At 62.4% G+C, this 24650-nt stretch carries 21 protein-coding genes; 8 read left to right on the top strand and 13 right to left on the bottom strand.

Annotated features, from left to right (window positions below; translation table 11 throughout):
• Nucleotides 1–25: 25 nt before the first annotated feature.
• From EN804_RS25335 to EN804_RS25315, 5 genes are all read right to left on the bottom strand, one after another.
• Nucleotides 26–2161, bottom strand: a complete 2136-nt coding sequence (locus EN804_RS25335; protein ID WP_135921616.1) for a glycosyltransferase — start codon at nt 2159–2161, stop codon at nt 26–28.
• Nucleotides 2158–2808 (bottom strand): bifunctional DNA primase/polymerase, encoded by a 651-nt coding sequence (locus tag EN804_RS25330; protein WP_246693485.1) that lies wholly within the window; start codon nt 2806–2808, stop codon nt 2158–2160. Before EN804_RS25330 ends, EN804_RS25335 begins: the two co-directional genes overlap by 4 nt.
• A gap of 124 nt (nt 2809–2932) precedes the next feature.
• Nucleotides 2933–4462, bottom strand: a complete 1530-nt coding sequence (locus tag EN804_RS25325; RefSeq protein ID WP_135921615.1) for a mercuric reductase — start codon at nt 4460–4462, stop codon at nt 2933–2935.
• Nucleotides 4452–5801: a glucoamylase family protein gene (locus EN804_RS25320; RefSeq protein WP_135862332.1), complete on the bottom strand. Its 1350-nt coding sequence runs from the start codon at nt 5799–5801 to the stop codon at nt 4452–4454. The genes EN804_RS25325 and EN804_RS25320 overlap by 11 nt, the downstream gene beginning before the upstream one ends.
• Nucleotides 5802–6045: 244 nt before the next feature.
• A complete protein-coding gene (locus EN804_RS25315; RefSeq protein ID WP_135921614.1) occupies nt 6046–6816 on the bottom strand; it encodes an SDR family NAD(P)-dependent oxidoreductase in 771 nt (256 codons plus the stop codon).
• A 289-nt stretch (nt 6817–7105) separates the two neighbouring features.
• Between EN804_RS25315 and EN804_RS25310 the strand changes: the two genes are divergently transcribed.
• Complete coding sequence (locus tag EN804_RS25310; protein ID WP_127872978.1) at nt 7106–8404, top strand: O-antigen ligase; 1299 nt, start codon at nt 7106–7108, stop codon at nt 8402–8404.
• 178 nt (nt 8405–8582) lie between these two features.
• Here the strand turns inward: EN804_RS25310 and EN804_RS25305 are convergent, their stop codons facing one another.
• Both EN804_RS25305 and EN804_RS25300 read right to left on the bottom strand, forming a co-directional pair.
• Nucleotides 8583–9839, bottom strand: coding sequence for a polysaccharide biosynthesis/export family protein (locus EN804_RS25305; RefSeq protein ID WP_189524572.1), 1257 nt, complete (start codon nt 9837–9839; stop codon nt 8583–8585).
• Nucleotides 9840–9923: 84 nt separating this feature from the next.
• The gene (locus EN804_RS25300; protein ID WP_127275990.1) at nt 9924–10601 is read right to left on the bottom strand and encodes a sugar transferase; all 678 of its coding nucleotides are present in this window, start codon (nt 10599–10601) and stop codon (nt 9924–9926) included.
• A 600-nt stretch (nt 10602–11201) separates the two neighbouring features.
• Between EN804_RS25300 and EN804_RS25295 the strand changes: the two genes are divergently transcribed.
• Nucleotides 11202–11477 (top strand): exopolysaccharide production repressor exox, encoded by a 276-nt coding sequence (locus EN804_RS25295; protein WP_135862324.1) that lies wholly within the window; start codon nt 11202–11204, stop codon nt 11475–11477.
• Between the two features lie 19 nt (nt 11478–11496).
• Here the strand turns inward: EN804_RS25295 and EN804_RS25290 are convergent, their stop codons facing one another.
• The 6 genes from EN804_RS25290 to EN804_RS25265 all read right to left on the bottom strand — a co-directional run bounded on the left by EN804_RS25290 (nt 11497) and on the right by EN804_RS25265 (nt 17331).
• Nucleotides 11497–13341 (bottom strand): ABC transporter ATP-binding protein, encoded by a 1845-nt coding sequence (locus EN804_RS25290; protein WP_135921612.1) that lies wholly within the window; start codon nt 13339–13341, stop codon nt 11497–11499.
• Nucleotides 13334–14311, bottom strand: coding sequence for a serine kinase (locus tag EN804_RS25285; RefSeq protein WP_135921611.1), 978 nt, complete (start codon nt 14309–14311; stop codon nt 13334–13336). Before EN804_RS25285 ends, EN804_RS25290 begins: the two co-directional genes overlap by 8 nt.
• Nucleotides 14308–16251, bottom strand: a complete 1944-nt coding sequence (locus EN804_RS25280; protein WP_135921610.1) for a lasso peptide isopeptide bond-forming cyclase — start codon at nt 16249–16251, stop codon at nt 14308–14310. The genes EN804_RS25285 and EN804_RS25280 overlap by 4 nt, the downstream gene beginning before the upstream one ends.
• Nucleotides 16248–16640 (bottom strand): lasso peptide biosynthesis B2 protein, encoded by a 393-nt coding sequence (locus EN804_RS25275; protein WP_245464424.1) that lies wholly within the window; start codon nt 16638–16640, stop codon nt 16248–16250. The genes EN804_RS25280 and EN804_RS25275 overlap by 4 nt, the downstream gene beginning before the upstream one ends.
• Nucleotides 16641–16746: 106 nt before the next feature.
• Nucleotides 16747–17046 (bottom strand): PqqD family protein, encoded by a 300-nt coding sequence (locus tag EN804_RS25270; RefSeq protein ID WP_127279241.1) that lies wholly within the window; start codon nt 17044–17046, stop codon nt 16747–16749.
• Nucleotides 17047–17178: 132 nt separating this feature from the next.
• Complete coding sequence (locus EN804_RS25265; protein ID WP_127279240.1) at nt 17179–17331, bottom strand: lasso peptide; 153 nt, start codon at nt 17329–17331, stop codon at nt 17179–17181.
• Nucleotides 17332–17840: 509 nt separating this feature from the next.
• Between EN804_RS25265 and EN804_RS25260 the strand changes: the two genes are divergently transcribed.
• From EN804_RS25260 to EN804_RS25235, 6 genes are all read left to right on the top strand, one after another.
• Nucleotides 17841–18971, top strand: a complete 1131-nt coding sequence (locus tag EN804_RS25260) for a nucleotidyltransferase family protein (RefSeq protein WP_135917299.1) — start codon at nt 17841–17843, stop codon at nt 18969–18971.
• Between the two features lie 65 nt (nt 18972–19036).
• Complete coding sequence (locus tag EN804_RS25255) at nt 19037–20059, top strand: glycosyltransferase family 2 protein (RefSeq protein WP_127872983.1); 1023 nt, start codon at nt 19037–19039, stop codon at nt 20057–20059.
• Between the two features lie 299 nt (nt 20060–20358).
• A complete protein-coding gene (locus EN804_RS25250; protein WP_127872984.1) occupies nt 20359–20760 on the top strand; it encodes a hypothetical protein in 402 nt (133 codons plus the stop codon).
• Nucleotides 20761–20903: 143 nt separating this feature from the next.
• Nucleotides 20904–21770 (top strand): family 16 glycosylhydrolase, encoded by an 867-nt coding sequence (locus EN804_RS25245; RefSeq protein WP_135921650.1) that lies wholly within the window; start codon nt 20904–20906, stop codon nt 21768–21770.
• Between the two features lie 49 nt (nt 21771–21819).
• Nucleotides 21820–23151: a UDP-glucose/GDP-mannose dehydrogenase family protein gene (locus EN804_RS25240; RefSeq protein WP_127872985.1), complete on the top strand. Its 1332-nt coding sequence runs from the start codon at nt 21820–21822 to the stop codon at nt 23149–23151.
• 49 nt (nt 23152–23200) lie between these two features.
• On the top strand, nt 23201–24643 hold the full coding sequence (locus tag EN804_RS25235) for a GMC family oxidoreductase (protein WP_135917298.1): 1443 nt from the start codon (nt 23201–23203) through the stop codon (nt 24641–24643).
• The last annotated feature ends 7 nt before the right edge of the window (nt 24644–24650 follow it).

The following is a 24650-nucleotide window of genomic DNA, read 5'->3' as shown; positions in this document are numbered from 1 at the left end:
ATGGGGTGATGGAGGTGGCCTGGTGTCACTTGCCGTCATTGTCCAGTGCAAGTCCGGCGCGGACCGCATCGCGGATCGCTTGCGGGCCAAACCTTGCCCATACGGCCTGATGCGCGCGCTTGCGCTGCCGCGCCCGGCGTTCGGCGTCTAGAGAGAGTTCGATGGCCATGTCGGCCAGTCCTTCGTCGCTGGTCGACAGCAACACCTGGTCATTCTCGACCATGTCCAGCCCCTCGGCAGCGAGCGGCGTCGCGATCACCGGCACCCCCCAGGCCATCGCCTCCAGAATCTTGATGCGCGTGCCCCCGCCGGCCCTGAGCGGGATGATGCTGAGATGCGCGCCGGACAGGAGTGGCGACACGCTTTCGGGATCTTCGACAAGCGCCACACCAGGCAATCTGGTCAGCGCCCGTACCGCCGCCTTCGGGCTTCGTCCGGCAAGAGTAAGTCTTGCACCCGGCAAGACTTGCCGAATGCGAGGCAATATGGTGCCCGTCAGGCGCTCGGCCGCATCGACGTTCGGCGGATAGCCGAGATGCCCGATAAACACGATCGTCGGATAACCGCTGTCGGTAGCGGCTTCGGCGGGCAGCACCCGCGGAATGTCCTCGACGTTGGGGATTCCATTGGGAACGACATCGATCGGCACCTTGTGCCGGGATGCGGCCATCAACCTTTCGCGATCCTGGTTCGAGCAGACCCACACCCTGTCGACGAGGGATTGCGCTTTTCTCTCCAGCCGCCGGATGCCAAGCACCGCCGGGGATCGCGCTGGACTGATATGCCGCAGCTGTGCCGCCAGGTCGGATTCGACATTGTGCATGTCGAGGACGAGCTGCTTCGTCAGCGGCCGCAAATGTCGCAGCAGCTTGAACAGGCCGGTCCCTTCGACGATGACCGTATCGGGTTTGAAGGTTTGCATCAGTTTCCGCAGCCGCGCCAATGCCGTGCGGGGGATACGGTTCTCCCCCGCGATCCTCCACCAGCCGAGTGAGGCCGAACGCGGTTCTCCATCGGTCACCAGGCCAACCGCGTTGATGCGCGAGTCGGAGGGTTGTCGCGCGTCGCCCAGCGGCCTGATCGAGGCAAGCTGGACCGGGCCGAACTCGGCCGCAAGGCTGGCATTGTTGAAATTTCTCAGGTCCGCACCGGAAACCGGCGGAAATGCCGGGTCGAAGGACACGACCAGCGTACGTCTTTCCGTGACCGCGCCAGCGCTCGACGAGTGGTCAGGCCGTTCCATCATGGCTCCGATGCGAATCCGTATGCGATATTGCGACGCCTTCCAGCTCCGCCCCAGGCTTTTGTGGGCGCGAACGGCACGCATCATGCTCATCGCATAGCTGTATCGGTTGTGTTTGATAAGCTGTCTTGAAATCCGCAAGGCTATCCAGGCCTTCCTCCACTGCAGAACGTCCCTTGCAATGGCTGAACCGGCAAGCTTGTCCAGCTCCAGTGCTATCGCGAGAAACGTGGCCCGCGGGGTCTCGACAAATCGCCGCGCCATTCTCTCTTCGTCATGGTGGTAGAGAAGCACCGGAGAAGAGATCGTTGTCACGTCGGCCTGGGCGACCATGGCCGCCCAATAGCACGTGTCCTCATCCAGGCTGGTGGTTTCCGGAAAGCGGACGGTGGCCGTTGCAGAGGCTGCGACCAACGCGCTGCCCATGGCGATCGGCCATGTCTCGTTAAGAAGGTAGCGGCGGGCGTTCAATGCCCGGTCGCTCGTGTACCCATGCGGAACCTTGAGCTTGTCCGGCCTCCCCCTGGTGCGGCGAATGCTGGCTCCTATCGACAGGCCGGCCTCGGGATTGCGCAGGAGCGCGTCATGCAGCAGTCCCAACCCTCCCGCCATCACCTCATCGTCGGCATCGAGGAAAAGTATGAACTTGCCTTTGGCTCGCGCAATTCCGGCGTTGCGGGCAGCGCCCGCGCTGCCCAGCCGCACGGCGAGGATCTCCAGCGGCAATCCGTACTTGCGGGCGCTTTGCATCGATATCGCCGTGGTCTGGTCGATGGAGCCATCGTCGACGAGAAGAATCTCGCTGATCAGGCCCCTCTCCGGCAGAAGGCTTCGCAGCGTGGCGTCGATCGTCGCGGCGGCATTTCTTGCCGGGATGACGATGCTGATGTCGGGTTGCTCACGCCCCGAAATGCTCATTGCGGCACGAAAAAACCGCGCTTCAGAACGCGGTCATAGCAATGTTTGAACGGCGAGACCGCGCGAAGTGAAAGACTGGCCAGGCTTTCGACTGGCTGCGGCTCGACGTCGAATGGCGACTGGTCCTTCAACCAGCTGTAGGAGCAGCCATCCTTGAGTACGGAAGGACTTCCAACGACGTAACCGCCAAGCGCCTTCAGGTGGCCGATCCGCCGCATGCCGAGATACAGGCTGGATGATACCGCCGGTTCGCGCGTCCTGAGATAGATGTGGAATCCATTCGGTGATTTCGCGACCGGCGTGCAACTTGAAAGGTGCGCGTGCTTGCCAGACCAGGCGCGATAGTCTGCTGAATCGTCGAAATCCAAGATGAGAAGGTTGCCGTATCCTCCAATGATGCCGACATTTCCAGCAAAGTCCCGAAACCAGCGCCGGATTTCCTCCGGTGTTGGTGGCTTCTGCGACAACTGAAAGGCAATCGACCGGAACGCCAATTCTTTCAGATCCTTTCGACGGGCCTTCAAATGCAGCGGATGATATTCCATCGCCTCAAGATCGAGATGCTTGCCACCTTCGCGCAGAGGCACACAGATGTAACCCTTGGACAAGAGCTCGATTGCGTATTCCGTTTCGACTAAAGGCTGCATCCACGAATGTTCCGCGGCCGAAGGCGTCGTCTCGATTTCATTAGCCTCGCAGGGATCCGTCAAGCGCCGCCGCGCACTTGGTTGCGTATTTGTGAGCATTTCGGCATATGTGATGGCTTTGGGCTTATCGTCTGGACCACGCCAGCCAGTGCGCCGCAAGGCGCCTGCGCAACGAGGTGAGGCGTGTCCGCCTATAGGCGTCGCCCGCCATCTTGATGCCTTGCGCCTGTGTCGGGAAGGGATGGATGACGTCGGCCAACGCATGCAGTCCCATGCCGGACCGGATGGCGAGGGTCACCGCGTTGATCATCTCGCCCGCATGGCTGGCGACGACCGTCGCGCCCAGGATGCGGTCGGACCCCTCCCTGACATGGATCTTGACGAATCCTTCCTCCTCGCCGTCCATCACGGCGCGGGCGACATCGTGCATCAGTATCGTATAGGTTTTGACCGGAATGCCATTGCGGCGCGCTTCCAGGGGATAGAGGCCGACATGGGCGATCTCCGGATCGGTATAGGTGCACCAGGGAACGACGAGGTCGCTGAGCCTTTCGCGGCCGCGAAACAAGGCATTGCGCACGACAATGCGCGCCGTTGCCTCGGCGGTATGGGTGAACTTGTATTCGAGGCAGACGTCGCCCGCCGCATAGATGTGCGGGTTGCTGGTTCGCAGATAATCATCCACCTTGATGCCGTCGGCGTCATACGCCACGCCGGCCTCTTCGAGGCCGAGACCATCGACGTTGGGTGAACGGCCGACGCCGGTGATGATCTCGTCGACGGAGATCGTCGTCGTGTCACCATCCCGCATCAGGTCGGCGAACTTGGCGGTACCTTCCCTGCGCACCGCCACCACTTCGGTGTTCAGGCGCACCTCCACCCCCTCGCGCGCCAGGGCGTCCGAAAGGATTTGCGCGGCGTCGCGCTCCTCGCCGGGCAGGAACATCGGATCGCTCTGCGCCAGGATGACCTTGGCGCCGAGCATGCAGAAAGCCTGCGCCGTCTCGCAGCCAAGCGGCCCGCCGCCGATGACGAGGAGCCGCGGCGGGCATTGCGTCAGGTTGAACATCGTCTCATTGCTGAGATAACCGGCTTCGACCAGCCCCGGAATAGCAGGGAAGGCCGGGTGTGCGCCCGTTGCAATCAGCGCCTTCTTGAAATGCAGCGTGCTTTCCTCGACCGTGACCGTATCGGGGCCGGCAAATCGCGCCGCACCGAAATAGAGGTCGATGCCTTCCGAAACCAGGCTCGCGGCGGAATCGGCACGGCTGATCCGCTGCCGGATCTGCCGCATCCGTGTCATCGCCCGTTGAAAATCGACACGAAGATGATCTGGCGGGTCGCCGCCGAAGCTCTCGGCATCGCGCATGTCGGCATAGAGCCTGGCTGTGCGAATGATCGACTTCGACGGAATGCTGCCGACATTGATGCACGCACCGCCAATCAGCCCGCGCTCGATCAGCGCGACTTTCGCGCCAAGGCTCGCCGCGTCACGCGCGGCGGTCAACCCGGCCGGCCCGGCGCCGATGACGACGAGATTGTAGGGGCCGTTCGGGGTCGGGTTCTTCCAGTGCGGAGGATGCGCGCCCCTGACCAGCTCGACGTCGTTGTGGTCGACGGGGAAGGCGGCGGCTCTCGTCGGTTCACGTGACATCGCGCCCCCCGGATGCCGGGCTTGCCGGCCGCGACAGCCATCCGCCGGTAAAGCCGGCCTTGTCCAGCCCACGACGGATATGGGGATTGCAACGCATGAGCTCCCAGATCATGCCGGAACGGTGGTTTTCGATCATCATTACCGCAATGCCCTGGTCCAGCCCGTAATGGCCTTCCGACACCCAGCCGTTGCGGCCGAAATTTCGCCGGTTGGCCAATGTCGGGTTGAAACCGCTCGGCAGCCGGAAATTGTCGATCACCTCCGGGTAACGATCGGCGAGATGGCGCATCGCCGCCAGGCAAATATCAGGCGCGAAAGGCAGCGACGCCGGATAGGACCATGGCGCGATCGTGCCGTCATCAGGACCGAAAGGCGCGCCGCGCGCCGCGTAACCGGAAAACCGGTGGCGCCGTCGCTCCACGCTGGCGCGGAAGCCGCCTGGTCCGTCCCCTGCCGAAAGACCCCACAGGTTCTCGCCATAGCCGACAAAGCCGTAGGGGTTGTGCCGGGCGTAGTCGCGGTGAAGGTATGTCGAGCGGCGGCTGTTTTCGAAATAGTCCGAATTCTTCTCGCGCATGAAAGCGTCGCGGATGCCTGCGAAATCGATCCAGGCATGCGAGAATTGGTGCATGAACAGCGGCCCGCCATAGAGCACGTCGTGGCCGTAGATGTTTTCCCACTGGTAGGTCGCCGTCCAGGCCTCGTAGCTGTCGTCGGAGGTCGGCCGGTCCGGTGAGGCCATGGACAGCACATAGAGGATCGTCGCCTCGTTGTAGCCTTCCCAGCCATAGTGCAGAAAGCCGGTCCTGGCCTTCCAGCCTTGGCGGAGCGTCGGGCTGCTGCCTTGTGCCCATCGCCAGTCGACGCGCCTGTAGAGCGCCTCGGCCAGTTGGCGGATTTCGGCCTCGTCATCATTGTCGCCGGAAAAATAAGCGCCCGCCACCAGCATGCCGGCGATCAGCAAGGCGGTATCGACCATCGACAACTCGCAGCGCCAGACGCGCAAACCAGTGCGCATGTCGAGGAAGTGGTAGTAAAAACCCTTGTGGCCGGTAACGTCGGGGCCGCTGCCTTGCGTGCTGGTCTGGAAAAAGCGCAGCGCCGCAAGGGTCAGCCTGGCAGCCGCGTCGCGCGCCATCCATCCACGTTCGACGCCGATCGGATAGCAGGACAGGGCGAAACCGACCACAGCGATGCTGCACGGTGAATTCGGCCGCGACGTGTCTGCGACCAGCCCGTTGTCGGGGTTCACATTCTCCAGGAAATAGCCGAAGGCGGCGCGTTGATAGCGGTCCAGAAGCTCGTCGTCGGCCAGCGCGGCTGGATCTGCTCTAAGCAAACGAAGCAAACTCCGGCCTGGTGATCGCGGCTTCCGTCGATCGCATGCCATCGGCACAATGGCCGGGGGGCATCGCACCTGCCGGGCTCTCTCGTCGTGTCATGGCTCTCCCCTGTTATGGCACCCCTGTTATGGCACCCTCATTCAGACGTCAGCTACCATAAGCCTGTCCAGCTCCAATCGTTGCTTCGTCACGCGGAATTGTAGTTGGCTCGGGCCAAACTCGGAACCGTCTCGATGCGGCTCAATACGTGGCGCGGCCGCCCGAAACGTCGAACACGGCGGCCGTGGTGAACGAGCATTCCTCGGAGGCGATCCATGAGATCAGCGCCGCCACCTCCTCGACCTCGCCGAAGCGCGCCATCGGTATCTTCGACAGCATGAAATCGATGTGCTCCTGGCTCATCTGCTTGAAGATCGCTGTGCGTACAGCTGCCGGCGTCACGCAATTGACCGTCACCTTGGTCTTGGCGAGTTCCTTGCCGAGCGACTTGGTCAGGCCGATCACCGCCGCCTTGGAGGTGCTGTAGGCGGAAGCGTTGGGATTGCCTTCCTTGCCGGCGATCGAGGCGATGTTGACGATGCGGCCATAGTCGCGCTCCAGCATGTGCGGCACCAGCGCCTTGTTGCAGTAGAAGACGCCGTTGATGTTGATGTCGATGACCCTTTGCCAATCCTCGGCCGAATAGGACCAGGTCGTCATGTTCGGCCCGGTGATGGCGGCGCTGGTGACCAGTATGTCGACGCCGCCGAGGGCTTCGATCGTCGATTGTGCGGCGGCCTCCACACTTGCCGCATCCGCAACGTCCATCATCACCCCATGCAGGCTGGGAATGACGGCTTTCGCCTGTTCGATCTGTGCGGGGTCGCGATCCCAGACGCTGACGCGCCCGCCTTCGTTGACGATCCTGTGCGCGACCGCCAGGCCGATGCCCGAGGCGCCGCCGGTAATCACCGCCGACCGGCCGGCGAATCGTCCCGCGAAATTCATCGGCGTGTCACTCCTCCTGTCCATCCCGGTTCATGTGATGGCTCGTCGGGAACTGTGAGGTGACCGCCGATCGAGTTCAAGCCGGCATGTGGCCGGATCGTCTGGGCCAACACCGGCCGGATTATGCGGTTGCGATCTCTCGGCGATCGCTTCGCTGTAAGACAAGGTGACCGGATTTGCCATTGAGCATGGGGTGCGATAAGTTATATTGCACTGCACAATGGAGACGCCGTTTCTTGTACGCCCCTGTTTGCGGATATGCCGGCTGGTTTGCGGCCCGGCGGTTCGGGGTCGTGTCGACGGGACCCTTTAGATGAAAATTCCCAAATCCCTGCTCGTCGATCCCGAAAAGAACTCGGTCTATGGCAGTTTTGCCGTTGCCGTCTCGATCTGGGCGTTCTCCTATTCCGTCATTTTCGGCCAGGTGCTGATCCTGGCCTACTATGCCGTCTGGCTTCCGCTCATCATGGTCGACTACCGGCGCTTCCTGCGGCAATTGTCCAGTGCCTGGCTGCCGCTGCTGTTCGCCGCCTATGTCTGCTTCTCCGTGTTCTGGTCGCAGGCGCCCGGCACGACCGCCAGAACGGCGGTCCAGTACCTTTCCCATATCGCCTGTGCCTATGTCGCGGCACGCACCGTCAGCGTGCGCACCCTGACGATAGGCGCTCTGGTCGGCATATTCTTCGTCCTGATCTATTCGCTGAAGGTCGGCGCCTATTCCGAGGACGTCCTCGACGGCACCTATAATTTCGTCGGTGCCTTCGCCTCCAAGAACCAGATCGGCTTCGTCGGCTCGCTCGGCATCTATTTCTCCGTCGTTTTCCTTGCTTTCCTTCGGCGAGGCCGCCTGAGCTTCATGCTGACCGTGCCGGTCGTGCTGTTGTCGGCCTATGTGCTGGTCGTCTCGCATTCCGCCACCTCGATGGCCTCGATACCGGCGGTTCTGGCGCTGGTGGCGCTGCTTGCGATGAGCAAGCTTCTGTCGCGGCGCTATCGCCGGGTAATCTTCCTGATCGGCGCCGGCATGATCGTCGTGGTGGCCATCGTCGCCCTCAATCTCGGGCTCATGGACTTCGTGCTTGGCATCTTCGGCAAGGATTCGACTCTCACCGGGCGGACCTATCTATGGGAGCAGGGCTGGAACGCCGCGATGCGGTCGCCGATCCTCGGCGTCGGCTATGCCGCCTATTGGGTGCAGGGCTTTGCCGAGGCCGAGCGGCTGTGGAACGAATTCTACATCACCACCCGCACCGGCTTCCATTTCCACAACACCTATGTCGAGGCCCTTGTCGAACTCGGCTTCACCGGGGCGGTGCTGATATCGCTGATTATGCTGCGCACGCTTTTCGGTCATATCGCGGCGGTGGTCTTCAAGACATGGCAGGCCGAATCGGTGGTTCTCATCGGCGTGATGGTGCTGCTGCTCATCCGCTCCTTCGTCGAGGTCGAGATCCTCAACCCCTACATCATGGGCTCCTTCCTGATGTATTTCAGCTTCTTCAAGCTGGCCCGGTTGCCGGTCACGCGCACGCGGTGGTCGCCGGCCTTCGAGCCAGCGGATGCGAAGGGTGGGGAGCCAGCCTGGCCGCACCGTCCGGCGGCGGCCGAGTAATGATGAGGGTCCGCCAGGGCAATTCCAGGAAAGTGTGTAACGGTTTCCCCGGGAGAAGCGCATAGCGCTTCCCCTTGGGAATTGCGTGAAAACAAGCGTTAGAGCCTGTCGGCGTTTCTATCAAACGCTGAACCGCTCCGGGGGATCGAAGCGGCGGGTCGTGCGAACTTCCGCGTCCCTACTGGCTCGCCAGCGGCGCCAACTTGATCTTGATCACATCGCCGGGCAGCACCGGCGTGTCTTCCTTGGCGGCGATTTCGCTGGTCTTGCCGTCGACATTGCGCACCAGCGAATAGAGCAAGGTAGGCTGCTGGTCGTTGGTGATGGCGGCCGTCGTCGCCGGATCAGTGGCCTGAGCGATCAGGCCTTTCTGCATATTCACCTTCAGCGCGGCCTCGTTCAGGTCGGCTTCGGTCTGTTGCCGGGCGGCGGCGAGGCTCGAGCTCAAGGTGTTCTGGGCGTCGATGGCGTCCTGCGTCGCCTTGCTGATCGCCTGCTTGGCGGTGAGGATGGCCGTCTCATAGTCCAGGATCTTGCCTTGCAGGTCGGTGACGGACTGCTGCGAATCCAGAAGTCTCGCATTGGCGACCAGACCTTTCTGCGCCAGCGGACCGATGCTGGCCAGCTGTTGCTGCGCAAGATCGACCTGCTTCTGCTGGTTGACGATCTTCTTCTCCAGCGATTCGATTTCGGCCTGCAGCACACCCTTGAGATCGTCGAGTGACTCGAGCTTCAGCTTCAGCGCCTTCTGGTCGGCGGTCAGGATCGTCATCTCGTCGTTGACGATGGTCGGCAGCCGAGGATCGCCCTCGACCTCCTTCGGCGCTTCGAAGCTCGTCTTGCCGGCCATATCGGCGTCGATGCGGGCGCGCTTGACGATCAGCCGCACACGCAGGTCGTCGGAGATATCGAAATTACCCTTGGCGGTGACCAGGTCCTTGCCGAGCTGGGGGCCGTAGTCGGAGCTGCGCCTGATGCCGCCGGCGACGCTGATCGCCTTCAGCACCGTAAGGTCGGGCACATAGGGAAACTGGCCGGGATTCTGCACTTCGCCCGAAATGTAGAACGGCCGGAATTGCGCCATTTCGACCGAGGCTTCGGGCTTGTCCGACAAAGCGAGCTTGTGCTGCAGCGCCTCGCCGATCGCCGCGGCGATCTCCGCCGTGGTCTTGCCGGCCGCCGGCAGTTCGCCGACGAAAGGCACCGACAGCGTGCCGGCCGGACCGACCGTGTATTGGCCATTGACCGACGACCAGTCGCGGAACGTGCTTTCGACGGTCTGCCATTCGGCGATGCGGATGGTGAGTTTGTCCTGGGAGCCCAGACGGTAGTCGTCGGCGGCGGCCAGCTGGGGAAAAGCGAGCGACATCGCAAGGCACGTCGCCACGAGCCGCGAGCGGCCGGAAAACGGGCCGCCGCCAAACGCTTCGAAGATATCTGTTTTCAACTGAACGTTCCGATCCGTTTTAGCCCCATCGCCCTTGCCGCCGGATGCCTGGGTCAGGCCGGCCGATCAGTATCAGTAAGAGCCGCGTGACATCCACACGGCCGGCACGGTCCTGATGATGATGCGAACGTCCTCGAACAGCGACCAGTTCTCGACATAGTGGCGATCGAACGCGACGCGGCTGTCATAGGAAACGTCGTTACGGCCGCTGACCTGCCACAGACCGGTCAGGCCGGGCCGGGACTTCAGATAATAGACGGCCGCGCTGCCGTAGATTTCCAGTTCGTCACGGACCACCGGACGAGGTCCGACAAGGCTCATGTCGCCCTGGAGGATGTTGATGATCTGCGGCAACTCATCGAGGCTGAGCTTGCGCAGGACCGCTCCGACGCGAGTGACGCGGGGATCGTTCTTCAGCTTGCGGGTCGCTATCCATTCCGCATTGGCGTCTGGATTGGTCGCAAGATAGGCGGCCAGCACCTTGTCCCCGTCGGGAACCATGGTGCGGAATTTGAGGCAGGAGAACAACCGTCCGCCGCGCCCGATTCGGCGGTGACCGTAAAAAATCGATCCGCCGTCGGAGAACTTGACCAGCAATGCTATCATGATGAACAGCGGGCTGAGCGCGATCAGCCCAGCCAGCGAACCGGCGACATCAAAACTCCGCTTGATGAGACCGCCGATCGGCGGCGGAAAGTCGGTGTCAGCCTGCGAAAAGCCCGCCGTGGCCGACTTGGCAATATCCCTCATACGGAAACTCCATGCGGTGAACGAATGGTTGACCGCACGATATCAAAAAAATGCTGCAGCGCAACACACAATTTCCCATCCCATTGAAATAGTCGCGTCATGAATTGACTAAATAGTAAGCTCGCTCTGCACAAATTTCGAAATTTTTAGCACATTTGTGACAATAAATGGGCAAGGATAAAAAAATCCGGACATTTTTGAGGCGATTCCTAGGCGACGCGTTTTCGGCGTCGAGGGGCGGAACATATAAGTGCTTTAGGAAGGTGCCATATTTGAAACTATTCACATAAAATACTGCTTAATATTATGGATTGTACTCGCACCTTATAACGGCTGCAGGTTGAGTGAAATGCGGCCGTGTGCGTTGCAGCATGGCAGAGTCGAGCGCGTAAGCTGATTCAAAAATATGTGCGGTTGCCCTTGCCGCCTTCTGCTCGCCTTAATAGAATTGCAAATTATACCTGTCATGGTGGCGACAGGTTGAAAGGCCGGAAGCAACCGGTCGGCAGCGGGTGACTTAACAAGCCCGCATGACAAGGGACGGCGCTCGGGTGGGGCTATCGTTGGATATAACCCGAGCCGGTTTATGGGCTGTTGGGTATGTCGCTTCCAAAATTCATCCTTGGGATGCTTTTCGCGCTCTCGATCGTCGTTGCCTGGTCGTGGCTGGGTGGGGCTTCGCTCGGCACGACACTGCTGCGTGTCATCATCTGCGCGGTGGTCATCCAGGCCGGCTATTTCGCGGTCGTCTACGCCATGATCGCCAGGAGCGAGCCGACGCCGGCCGACAGGCTGCGCGAAGCCGAGAGAAAGAAGAAATCCACCGAAGTGCCCGAGGGCGAGAAACTTGGCAGCGCCCGGCGGAGCCTGCATTAGGCGCAAGGCGCACGCCGGGTCAGGCCACGTCCGCTGGTTCGGTCTCCGACTGTTCTCCCGACAGCATCCTGGACAGTCGGCTCCCCGGCTTCGCCTTCAGGCGCCGATATTGCCCAACTTCCACGACACGGCCGTCCTCCATTGCCACCACCCAGTCGGCGAAGGCGATCATCGACGGCCGGTGAGCGATTGTCAGGATCGTCATTGAGCCGCGCAGGCCGTCGATCGACTTGGCGATAAGTGACTGGTTCTGCCAGTCGAGCGCGCTTGTTGCCTCATCCAGGATGAGCAGTGAAGGCTTGCGCAGCAGCGCGCGCGCCAGCGCGATGCGCTGACGCTCGCCGCCCGACATGCGCACGCCGCGGTCGCCGACCACCGTCTCCAGTCTGAGGTCAAGCCGTTCCACGAATTCGCCGGCATGCGCGGCGCGCAGTGCCGTCCACAATTCGTCGTTGCTGGCCTGCGGTGCGGCAAGCCGCAGGTTCGCCGCGATCGTGTCATGCAGCAGGAATACGTCCTGCGGCACATAGGCCACCTGATCGCGCCAACGGCGGCGGTTGCCGGCATCGACCTCGACGCCATCGACGAGGATCTTGCCCGCGGTCGGCTCGAGCAGCCCGAGCAGCATGTCGGCGATCGTACTCTTACCTGATCCGGACGGGCCAATCAGGGCGGTGACCTTGCCGGCCGGAAGGCCGAAGGTGACGTCGCTCACCACCGCCTTGCCGGCGCCGCCGTCATAGGCAAAGGAGACGTCGCGAATGTTCAGCCCCGTATCGAGGGCCAGCTTGCGGTCATCCCCGGATTCGACATGGCCCGGCTCGCGCTCGGCGTCGAAACGTGCCTGCAGGCTGCGCATTGCCGTATAGGCGGGCAGGTTGATCAGCACCTGCTGGGCCTGCGTCTGCATGTCCATGAAGCGCGGCGCGATGCGCATGAAGACCAGGAGCAGCACGACAATCTCGGCCAGCGACAGGTTGAAGCGGACCAGCGCCACATAGATGAAGACGCTCAGGCCCACGACGCTCGCCACCTGGAACACGGCGGTGCCGATCGAGCTGTTCCGCACATAAGCGATGTTATCGGCCTTCATCTTTTCGAGCGTGGCCTGCAACTGCGCGAAATAGCTGGCCTCGACATTCAGGCTCTTGGCCACCTTGATGCCGCCGAGAAATTCCGAGACCGTGCGGTACTGGTTCTGGCGATTGCTCGTCAGGATGCGGCCGAAGGCCGTGGCCCGCGAGCGAAACGGCTGCAGCGCTATGAACATCACGATGCCGATGACGACGGCAAACGCCGTCATAACCGGGGAGATGAACATGGAAATCACGAGATAGCCCGCCAGCAGCACGGCGATCTGCACCAACATCAGCAGGGAAAAGGCGGCCCCCTGGACGCGGTCGATGTCACCGGTCAGGGCATGGTCGAGATCGGAGCCGCGCATGCGCGTGAACACGCCCCACCGCGCCTTGCCGATGCTCTCGAACAGGTTCATGCGCAGGCGGTTGATGAAATCGAAGAGCAGCCTTGCCATATAGACCGACTTGAAGCGGTTGAAGGCTGCCTGCACGGCAACAAGCCCGACCAGCGCGCAAAGCACCGTCGTCAGTTGCAGCGTTCCGCCGGGCACCAGCCAGCGGACGAGATCGATATTCGGCAGCCTGACCGCGAAATCCTGGTCGGCGCGCCCAACCAGGTGCAGCAGCGGAATCAGCAGCAGGATCGAGATGCCCTCGGTCAGGCTGCCGAGGATCAGGAACAACAGCGCCGTCCAGGTCCGCCGCCCGCCGATCTGGGCAATGACGGCGCCAAATGCCGCGACATCGCGAAACAGCGACAGGCTGAAGACCGATGACCTAGGCATCTCCTGCCAGTTCCTTTTCGATCAGCGCCACAGCCTCGCCGATCCTGTCGATGCCCGTCGGAACGTCCAGCCGGCACACGCCGACATGGTTAGCGATTGCTGAACAGTGACGAAGGTGCATCGCGGCGAAATCGCCGGAGAGCGCCGCGCGGCCGAAACGCGTCACGTAGGAGAATTTGATGATGGCCGGCAAGGCGGCAATGGAAGGCAAGGGGGTGATCCCAGCCCTTTCGCCACGCTCGAGTATGTAGATCCTGGCCGCCGGCACCCTGTTGCCGGAGAAGGCGCCGTGCAGGCGATGCTGCATCTTCTCGATCGCGGGATGCACTTGCGGCCGCACTTGCGCCTGCCCAAGCGAGATTGCCGCCGCGGCATCGGCGGCAAGCTTGATCTGCGGAAACCCCGGAACGATCATCGGCTGGTTCGGGTTTGCCAGGTCGAGCGCGACGACATCGTCGGTAAGCAGATCGTGTCCGGCCCGGATCAGCGCGCTTGCCGTCGTCGATTTGCCGGCGCCCTTGTCGCCCATGAAGATGGCGCCCCTGCCGGTTACCGCAATGGCGCTGGCATGAAGAACCAGCAGGCCGCGCTGGTGCAGAAGCAGCGCCAGCACCGGCCCCAGCAACGGAAAGGCAAGCAAGGCGTCGTCGACGCCGGGCGCCGGCTGGACATCGATGCGGCGGGCGTCGCTGATCAGGAATGCGCCGACGGCCTCCCAGGCCAAATACTGCCGGCCGGGCTCGAAGCGGAAGACGGTCGCGGCCTCCGCCGAAGGCTTGGGCATATCGATCGGGCCGATGGCGATCTCGATGTCGGCCGACGCCGGGTCCGCCGGCTCCAGTTCGGGCAGGGACACGCCGGATGCGATGATCAGGCCGTAGGCGCGGTAGTAACGTCGTTCTCCCGCGATCCCGCCGCGCCGGGGAAGATGGTCGAGATCGCCGGCGAACGGCTCTCGGCGGGACATCATGCCGGGCTCCCGCCATGCTGGACCTGCCGCAGCCACAGCGACAATGACGCCGAGCGCCAGACATACTGGACATCGAGCGGCGCCACCTGGTCCGGCTGGCGCAACAGCCGCGCATAGGCAGCGGTTACTTCCGGCAGGTTGACATAGGGCGCGATGCGACCCGCGTCGCAAACCAGCAACTGGTCCAGCAGGTCGCGATGGTTGCGCACCATGCCGTTGACGAGATTGGCGGTGAAATCGATCTTGTCGCGCCGCCACTGGACCGCCGCCGGCAGGATGCCCTCCATGGCCCGGCGCAACACGTAGCGGCCAAAGCCGTGACTGAGCTTCTGCTCGCCCGGCAGCCCCAGGCAGAATTCGACCAGCGGCTTGTCCCAGAACGGATAACGCGGCTCGACGCCGAAATTGGCGGCGGCCTTGTCCAGAACCTCGAAAGAGTGCGGGACATAACCGTTGGACAGGATCCAGCGGTGACTGAGAGCATCGCTGGCCTGGACGCCGGGTGGCATATAGCCGGCTCGGTGGAACCGGTCGATGAGCTCGGTTCGCCTGGCAAGGTCCGGATTGATCAGGTCGCGCCAGCTCCGGCCACGCCGCGATTGGGCAGGTTTGCGTATTTTGTTCAGGGCTCGGTTCCCCAACTGCCGCAGCCTGGCGATGCGCCAGGCCGGCCCGTAAATAGTGAGGAACTGGAAATAGAGGCCGAGCGTGCTGTCGCCATAGGTGTTGGAGGCGCTGCGGACCTCGCGCCAGAGGTCCAGCCATCTGCCGCCATTGGCAAGCTCGTGCAGATGGCCATGTCCCTGCGAAACGACCTCGTCGCCGCCATGGCCATCGAGCAGCACCTTGATGCCCTTGGCGCCCGCCGTCCGGTAGATACCGCGTGTCAGCGTCAGGCCCGGCGCCAGGAAGGTGCCTTCCTGTTCCTCCAGCACCCGTTCGAATTCGGCGAAAGGCGCATAATTGCCGACAGGGATCAAGGTCGGGTCGGTCTTCTGCTGATCCAGCACGGCATCGATGAAGGAGCGCTCGTCCATCGACGACCCCTTCTCGAAAACTAGGGAGAAGGTCGGCAGCTTCGGTTTGCGCCCGGCCGCATTTTGCAGCCCGGCAACGCAGGCGATCGAGGAGGAATCGAGGCCGCCGCTCAGCATCGCGCCGACCGACGGACTTCCCCGCATGCGATTGCGGACCGATTGCGAGAACAGATGGGCGAATTCCTCCGCGGCATCCGACCGCGGCACTCGCTGCGATGGCTCGATCTGCCAATACCGGCGCAGCACCAGGCGTTGCGCGGTGACGGTAAGGCTGTGACGCGCCGGCAGGGCGAAGATGTCGCGGTAGGGCGTGGACTGCGGGTCGTCGGGCAACCCGGCCAGGAAGCCCGAAATCCGGTGCTCGCTGAGGTGCGCACCAACCCCGTCGAGGCCGAGCATTGGTCCGATCTCGGAGGCAAAGGCAAAGCGTCGTTCCGCCGCGTGGTAATAGAATGGCTTGACCCCGAAATGGTCTCGCGCGCAGAACAGAAGCTGCCGCTCGGCATCCCAGACGGCAAAGGCAAAATCGCCTTGCAGATGCACGGGGCAGGCTTCACCCCAACGCAGATAGGCCCGCATCAGCAATGCAGCATCGGCGACTGAGCTGTCCCTGATGCCGAGCCTGGCGAGCAGCTCGTCGCGGTTGTCGAGCCGGCAGTCGGCGGTGATGGCGAGCTTGCCGCCGGCCATGGTCAGCGGGCCGGGGCCGGCTTCGTCGGTCGTGTTCAGCCAGGCGTGGCCAAGCGCGATGCCGCTGTCCAGCCACCATGAACTTCCGTCGGGACCACGATGGCGCATGCGCGCCAGCATCTGCTGGATGCCGCTCGCCGCCTCAGCCGGCGCTGGGCCTCGGACCGCTACGGCGTGGCCCTGCCGCAACAGGATTCCGGCCACGCCGCTCATCGGCTGCCGTGGTCGACCAGATGGGCGAAGCCATCAATGGATCCGCCGAGCACGATGTGGTTGTCGCTGACCAGCCAGGCATGCGCCTTCAATTGCTCGCCCGTGCCGCGCTCGATGCCGATGCGGATATTCGACGCATTGCCCTTGCGCGCGAGAAGATATTGGCCCGAAAGCGCCTGGGTCAGGCATGTGGCGCCCGGCACGAACCGCGCGGCCGCTGCGACCCCCCAGGCGACAAGCCGCAACTCGCCCATGCTGGCACATTGGCGCGCGTTGAGCCGTGTCACCATCCCGCGGACGCGGTTGTAGGAGAACACTGTCAGCCCGAGCCGCACGGTCGCGACCACCAGCAGGCAATGGGCCAGGAAAAACGCTTCCGAACCGCTCAAGGCCAAAATCCTGGCCAGGCTCCGCCTGCCAGGCCGCTTCATCGGCGCGGGGGGTCTCTGCGTCACAGGTCTTTGCCGCGCAACCATGGCCTTCTGCGACACCTGCCTAGACGACGGCCTCATGCTCAAGCCTCGCAAGCCCGTTTTCCGCCAGGCCTTTCAGCAATGCGTCGACGTCGCCCTTGCAGCGCTCGGCGTCGACATTGTAGCGAGCGAGGACGGCGCTGCGGATATCGGCGACCGGCTTGGGCTCCTGGATCAGGTCCCAGATGAAAGCGCCGACACCGTTGAGGCTGTAGTAGATATTGGATTTCAGGTTGAGAAGCGCGAGGCCTTCGCCGAATTCGCAGGCCACGGCATCCTTGGTCGCGCTTACGCAATCGCGGTCGGATGGGTTCCAGTTCATCCTAAAACCTCTTTCGCAACACGTTGCCCCGCATCGACAGGCTGGAGGAGTCGGGGATTTTCACCCCCGGCTCCTTCTTATGATTTTTGGATACTGGAGGTTCCAACGTCATCCTCCGGGATCAGGATAGTCTCAAGAGAACGTGAGGTCGCCAATTGGCGTATGTGCGGGGAACGACGCATCGATCGCCGTGCTGCCGCCGCCGCCCTGGGTGATGGTCTCGATCGAACCATGCACGGTCAGGTTTGGCGTTTCGTACTCTTGCTTTTCAACATTCTGTTCCATTGTACTCTCCTATCAAGGACTGGAAACGGCCTGTCGATTACCGTCAGCACTTTCATGCTGCGGCGCAATAGCTGCATAGCAGCATTTATGAGTCAAGTCTCATTTACCCGCCGTTAATCAATTATGGGTTGCGAACGTCACTCCCCGTGTGAGAAATCCGCCCTTTATGAAGGGAAGCTGCTTCACTTCGGCGTTTGCTAGTGACAACACTTTAAATCATTGATTTGGTCATTTTTAAGGGGAATTCCTGAAGGGAAATTCACGCAAGCGATTGATTTTAGATAGCGCTAAACTATATCCCTCTTTCATCTGGCCACCGCCGATAGCACCGCGACGGGGTGTTCCGTCCATCACCTCGTCACCTTCGGAGGAAGCCGGCAAACGCTATGGTTGCAAAATCTTGCACCGCGAAAGGAAAGGCTTTACGGCGCCGCGGTTTTTAAGGATGCTTTGTTTCGCACTTGCAGCATACGCGACGCGCAAACCGTTTTTTGGAGACTGTGCGCTCAATGGCCTTGCCGGAAAGCTCTTATGAACGACTGCGCGCAACCGACTGCGCCGACGAGATCGCCTATGTGCGGGCCTGCTTACGTTTGTATTTCGCGGCGCCCGCCGCCCCGGCCGCCGAGGCGTTGCCCTCGGGCCTTTCGGTCGAGGCCGTCACCGATATCGCCAGGCTGAACAAGGTCGGTGTCTTCGTTCTGAAGGCGCTGGCGCGTGCGCCGGCGCATGAGAGGCCGGGCGAGCTCTTCCAGTGGCTCGAAACCTATCGCAGAAGGACGGTTTCGATGAACGCCGCCTGCCTGATGGATTCGATGGCCATCAACGAGGCGCTGTCCGACCGGCGGATCAATTTCGTCTTCCTGAAGGGGCCGTTCCAGCAGCATCTGCTTTACGACGATCACTTCATGAAGCCTGCGGGCGATGTCGACATCCTGGTCGCGCCGGCCGGGTTCCTGAAGACGCGCGAAGCGTTGCGCTTGATTGGCTACGAGGTGTCGGGTAAGTCGCGTTCGGTCTGGTGGATCCGCTTCCTCGGCGAACAGCACATGGTTCGCGGCAGCGGGCCGAGATCATCCACGGTCGATCTTCATTACCGGCTCCAGCAGCCCGGCTCGCCCAGCCCGCGCGATGCCGACGGGTTCCTGCGGCGGAAACGGTTGGTCGAGATCACCGGCGTCGAGGTCCCTTTCACTTCGGCCGCCGACACACTGATGCTGTCGTGCATCAGCGTCGCCAAGGCCCTGTTCAACCGCGAGCCCTGCGCCGGCTATGTCTGCGATATCAGGGCCAGCGCCGCTCGCCTCGGCGAGGCCGATCAGCAGCGTGTGCTCGATGCCGCGATAGGCCAGGGACTGGACGACACCTTGCTGCTCGGCCTGCGCGCCGCCGACGTGCTGCTGGGCGGCACCGGCACGCTTCTATCGGAGCGGGCCAAGCCGATCCTGTCGCGCATCGGCAATGAGGACCTGCTCAACATGGTCATCGCGCCATGGCTGTCGTCGCTGCGCTGGCCGCAGCGGCGGACTGTGTTGTGGGAATTGTGCGGCCGGGCTCCCGTCCGCTACCTGGCCGAGGCTGGCTGGGCCGCGTCGGCGGACATCAGCCGCCGCATCTTCGAACGGCCGGCCAGTCCATGAGGGCAATGGATATCGAACGTGTACAGGGCGAGGGCAGAACGAAACCTGTGCAAGAGGCAAATTCCATGTCGATGACGAAATCCGAGGTTTGCGTGATCATCGCGGCCAAAAACGCGGCGCGCACGATCGCGGTTGCCATCGCATCCGCGCTGCGCGAACCGGAAGTGGCGGAGGTCGTCGTCGTCGACGATGGCTCTACCGACAATACCGCCGAGGTCGCCCGCTCGGCCGACGACGGCAGCGGCCGGCTCTCGGTGATGCGCCTCGACGTCAATCGCGGTCCATCCTTTGCCCGCAACGCCGCGATCGCCCGCTCACGAGCGCCGTTCGTCAGCATTCTGGACGCCGACGATTTCTTCCTCAATGGCCGGTTTCGCAACCTGTTTGCCGGCGCCGATTGGGATTTCGCCGCCGACAACATCATGCTCATCAGGGATGACGCGACCGGCGACGCGACCAAGATCGTCGCCCCGGATTTTGCCGCCGATCCCGAATTCCTCAATCTCGAACGGTTCGTGGAAGGCAACATCTCCAGGCGCCGCGTGCAAAGAGGCGAACTCGGTTTCTTGAAGCCCGTGATCAGCCGTGCCTTCCTCGACGGCCATGGATTGCGCTACGACGAAAGCCTGCGACTGGGTGAGGACTATGAGCTTTACGCGCGGGCGGTCGCCCACGGGGCCCGGTTCAAGGTCATCCGTTCCTGTGGCTACGGCGCTATCGTGCGAGCCGATTCGCTCAGCGGCCGCCACGAGACGCAGGATCTGAAGCGACTGGCCGATGCCGATCTGGCGCTGCTGGCCATCGACAGCCTGCCGGAAGGGTCCAAGGCGGTATTGCGGCGGCACGAGAGGCATGTGCGCGACAAATATCGGCTGCGCAATTTCCTCGACGTGAAGGCCGAGCGGGGCCTGGCTTCGGCCGCGGCCTATGCCTTCGCAAGCCAATCCAACTTCTTTCCCATCGTCCAGGGCGTGGCATCCGACAAACTCGAGGCGCTGTTTCGCAGCGTTGGCCTCGTGTCCAGGAACAAACACGTGCCGCCGCTGCGTTTCCTGATGGCCGGAACCAGCACGGGCAAGGCACGGTAAGGTGCGGGAGCGTTGGCTCTTGCCGGCCCGCCGCCCGCCCACCACGCAACCATTTCGATCGGATTTATGAGTTTACGAATTGGGTGGTTGCCTCGCGGCTCCGGGGATGGCAGTCTATGTTGCGGTGCAGCAAACTGAACGACCAGCCGAACTGGCCCCCGATCGGACTGGTCCGAAGTCTCTCTTCGGCGGAGGAGTGGACGACGCGGTACGAGTTTTCAGCCCCGGTTGCGGGGATTGGCCAGTGGCCCGGCCAGAAAGCCGGCCCAAAAAGCCAGCGATGACGGGAATTTAAGTTCATGGCCTCGATATTCGGCTTCAGATCAAGGGATCCGGTCCGCGACAGGCAGACCGATGTTGCGCGTCTCGACCGGCTGGCGAAGCTGTTCGAGCAGATCGCGGCCGAAATCGATGCCGAGAAAACCGGCCTGGAGAGCCGCTATCAGAAGGAGGCGACCAACGCGGCTTTCCTCGTTGAAGCCATGGAAAATGGTTCCGCCTCCGACCGCCGCTCGTCCGAGGTCAGCGCGTTGACGCAGTCGATCTTGAACAGCGAGCGCCGCATCGCGGCATTGGCGCGCCAGGGCGGCATGATGCGCGAGCTCCGTCATTCGCTGGATGCGGTCTTCGACGAGAATGCGGACGCCGATTCGCCGGCTGCGGTCGAATCGGCCAGGCAGACGGGAGCCGGCCGAGGGTGAAGGTGGCGGCACGGGACCGTTACGACGGAGGTAATGCAAGTTTGGCAGTCGGGAGGGTGATTGAAGAGGTCAAGGTTGGCCCGTTTGGAAGCGGTTCAAACGTCGACTTTGGGTTGGGGACACAGCGCAAAGGTGAGTTTGTCATGAGTTCGGAACCAAAAACCATGTCCACGACAGCAATCGACGCCCCTTCAATCCGGCATTTCGGCTGCCGGTCCGGTCTGGCGGCCGCTTTGCTGCTCGCCGCTCTTGGCAGCCTGCCGGCAACCCCGTCTCATGCGCAGGATATCCAGTCCGCGCCCTCTTTCGTCGACGATTTCAAAAGTTTAGACCGTGAGCGCTGGTACGTTTCAGACGGCTGGACAAACGGCAGCCATCAAAATTGCACTTGGTCGAAAGGCTTGGTCGAGCTTTCCGACGGTGTTCTTTCGCTCGGTTTCGCGAAGCAGAAGACCAAGGATCGCGAGTTCGCTTGCGGCGAGATCCAGACCAAGCAGCGCTTCGGCTATGGTACCTATGAGGCACGGATGAAAACCGATACGGGCCCCGGCCTCAACGCGGCTTTCTTCTCCTATATCGGCCCGTCCGACAAGCAGCCTTGGGATGAGATCGATTTCGAGATCCTGACCAAGGACACGTCCAAGGTGCAGGTCAACGCCTACATCAACGGCAAGGGCAAGAACGAGAAACTGGTCGACGTGGCCGGCGGCACCGACAGTGCCTTCAACGACTATGCCTTCGTATGGGAGAAGGATAGTCTGCGCTGGTACCTCAACGGTCAGTTGGTGAACACCATCACCGATCCCGCCAAGCTGCCCAGCCATGCGCAGAAGATTTTCTTCAGCCTTTGGGGCAGCGAGACGATGAAGGGCTGGATGGGAGCGTTCGCCGATCCGGGCCGCAAGCTTTCGCTGCAGGTAGAGCGCGTTGCCTTCACCGCGCTCGGCCAGCCCTGCCAGTTTCCGGAATCGCTGGTCTGCAGCCTAAAAGAGTTGGGAAAGACGAATTGAACCGGCCGGACCGAAAACGGCTCCAGGCCCTGGATGGGAATGAAACCGAATGAACTTGACGGTGTTTGGAATTGGCTATGTCGGCCTCGTACAGGCGGCGGTGCTTGCCGAGGTTGGTCACCAGGTTGTCTGCGTCGACATTGACGCTAGCAAGGTGGAGCGGCTCAACCAGGGCTTCGTCCCGATCTTCGAGCCAGGCCTTGAAAGCATCGTCAGGGAGAACCATGCCGCTGGCCGCATCAAGTTCACCACCGATGCGGCGGCTGCCGTCAGGCACGGCGAAATCCAGATGATCGCGGTCGGTACGCCGCCCGGCGAGGACGGTTCGGCCGACCTCAAATATGTGCTGGCGGTCGCCGAGACCATCGGCCGCGAGATGGATGCCGCCAAGATCGTCGTCGGCAAGTCGACCGTACCGGTCGGTACCTGTGAAAAGGTGAAGGCCAGGATCGCCGAGACGCTGAAGAAAAGAGGCCGCGACGATTTGAGCTTCGACGTCGCCTCGAATCCTGAATTCCTCAAGGAGGGCTCTGCCGTCGCCGACTGCATGAGGCCGGATCGCATTATCGTCGGCACCGACAGCGAGGAAACCGAGGCGGTGATGCGCGAACTCTACGCGCCCTTCAACCGCAACCACGAGAAGATGATCGTGATGGACGTGCGCAGCGCCGAATTCACGAAGTACGCCGCCAACTGCATGCTGGCGACCAAGATCAGCTTCATGAACGAGATGGCGAACCTCGCCGAACAGCTCGGCGCCGACATCGAGGAGGTGCGCAAGGGCATCGGCAGCGATCCGCGCATCGGCTATCACTTCATCTATCCGGGTCTCGGCTATGGCGGCTCGTGTTTCCCCAAGGACGTACGCGCCCTGATCAAGACCGCCGAGGGCGTCAAGTTCGACGCCAAGCTGCTGCGCGCCGTCGAGGAGCGCAACAACGACCAGAAATCCATCCTGTTCGACAAGGTGCATCGCTATTTCAAGGGTAGCCTCAAGGGCAAGACCTTCGCGCTGTGGGGCCTGGCCTTCAAGCCCAACACCGATGACATGCGCGAGGCGCCAGCGCGTGTGCTGATGGAAGCGCTCTGGAAGGCCGGCGCGAACGTGCAGGCCTATGACCCCGAGGCCATGCAGGAATGCCAGGCCATCTACGGGCTGCGCGACGACCTGATGCTGTGCGGTACCAAGGAAGCGGCCCTGCGCGGCGCCGATGCGCTGTTGATTGCCACCGAATGGAAGAGTTTTCGCGCACCGTCCTTCGATGCGCTGAAGGATGCACTGACCACGCCGGTCATCTTCGACGGCCGCAACCTCTACGATCCCAAGGTCGTGGCGCGCCACGGCATCGAATATCACTCGATCGGCAGAATGGCGGCATGAGACCGCTCGACCCTACGGCTGCGCCCGGCGCGGAAAGGAGTTGCAACTGATGGTGCTGGACGTCAAGCCCGAGCAAGTCACCAAGGATCATTTCGATGTTGTCGTGATCGGTTCCGGCTTCGGTTCGGCTTTCTTCCTGCATGAATTCGCCAGGCGGCGTAAGGCGCGCATACTCGTCCTCGAATGGGGCCGTCACAACACGCATCAATGGCAGCTCGACCAGAACGTCAACACCGACATCGACGACGAGACGACCTACAAGACCAATTCCGACAAGCCGTGGAATTACACGATCGGGCTGGGCGGCGGGACCAATTGCTGGTTCGCGCAGACGCCACGCTTCCATCCCAACGACTTCAGGCTGAAAAGCACCTACGGCATCGGCAATGACTGGCCGATCAGCTACGACGATGTCGAGCCGTTCTATTGCGACGCCGAAGACATCATGTCGATCTCGGGCGATCCGGACATGGCGGCGATGCTGCCGCGCTCAAGGCCGTTTCCGCAGCCGCCGCATCGCATGTCGACGCCGGACAGGATGATGAAGGCGGCCCAGCCCGACCAGCATTTCGTCATGCCGACCGCGCGGGCCCGCGTGCCGACCGCGCAACGCAGCTCCTGCTGCGCCAATCTGCGTTGCTGGCTGTGCCCGGCCGATGCCAAGTTCACCGCCAATAATGGCCTGATGCATGTCTTCGAGCATCCCGACGTATCGGTCTGCCTCGGCTCCGAGGTGCGGCGGCTCGACCATGTCGGCGGCACGGTGCGTTCGGTCGCCTTCGTCCATGAGGGCAAGGAATATCAGGCCAGCGGCGACCTCTTCGTTCTCGGCGCCAATGCCATCCAGAGCGCGGCGATCATGCTGCGCTCCGGCCTCGGAGATGAATTCGTCGGGCGCGGCCTGCATGAATCCTATGGCTGGAATTTCGAGGTCTATCTCGACGGCGTCGACAATTTCGACGGCAGCACCATCACCACCGGCCTGAATTTCGGCCTCTATGACGGTCCGCACCGGTCCGAGCATGCGGCGGCCCTGGTCTATTTCGAGAACCGCTGGCAGCACGGGATGCGCGCCGAGAAGGGGCGGCTGCGCCAGGCGCTGCCGCTGGTCGTGGTCACCGAAAACCTGCTCGACCACGAGAATTTCGTCACTCTCGACGAGGACGACAATGCTTTCGTCAGCTTCAAGGCACCGTCGGACTACGCGGTCAAAGGCATGGCCCGGGCGCTTGAGAAATTGCCTGGACTGCTTGCCCCGCTACCGGTGGAGCGGTTGTTCGACCGCGGGATCCGGCCAACGGAATCGCATGTCCAGGGCACGTTGCGGATGGGCACCGGCCCGGCCGATTCGGTAATCGACAGCAACATGATCCATCACCGGTTGAGAAACCTGGTTGTCGTCGGCACCAGTACCTATCCCAGCTGTTCCTGCGCCAATCCGAGCCTGACCGCGGCAGCTCTGTCCTTGCGGGCAGCGAGCCGGATGGCGTGAGGGGAGG

It is taken from the genome of Mesorhizobium sp. M8A.F.Ca.ET.161.01.1.1 (genome assembly GCF_004792105.1).
GTDB lineage: Bacteria > Pseudomonadota > Alphaproteobacteria > Rhizobiales > Rhizobiaceae > Mesorhizobium.
The sequence above is the reverse complement of the archived record's forward strand: the minus strand, read 5'-3'. Positions and strand labels throughout refer to the sequence as shown.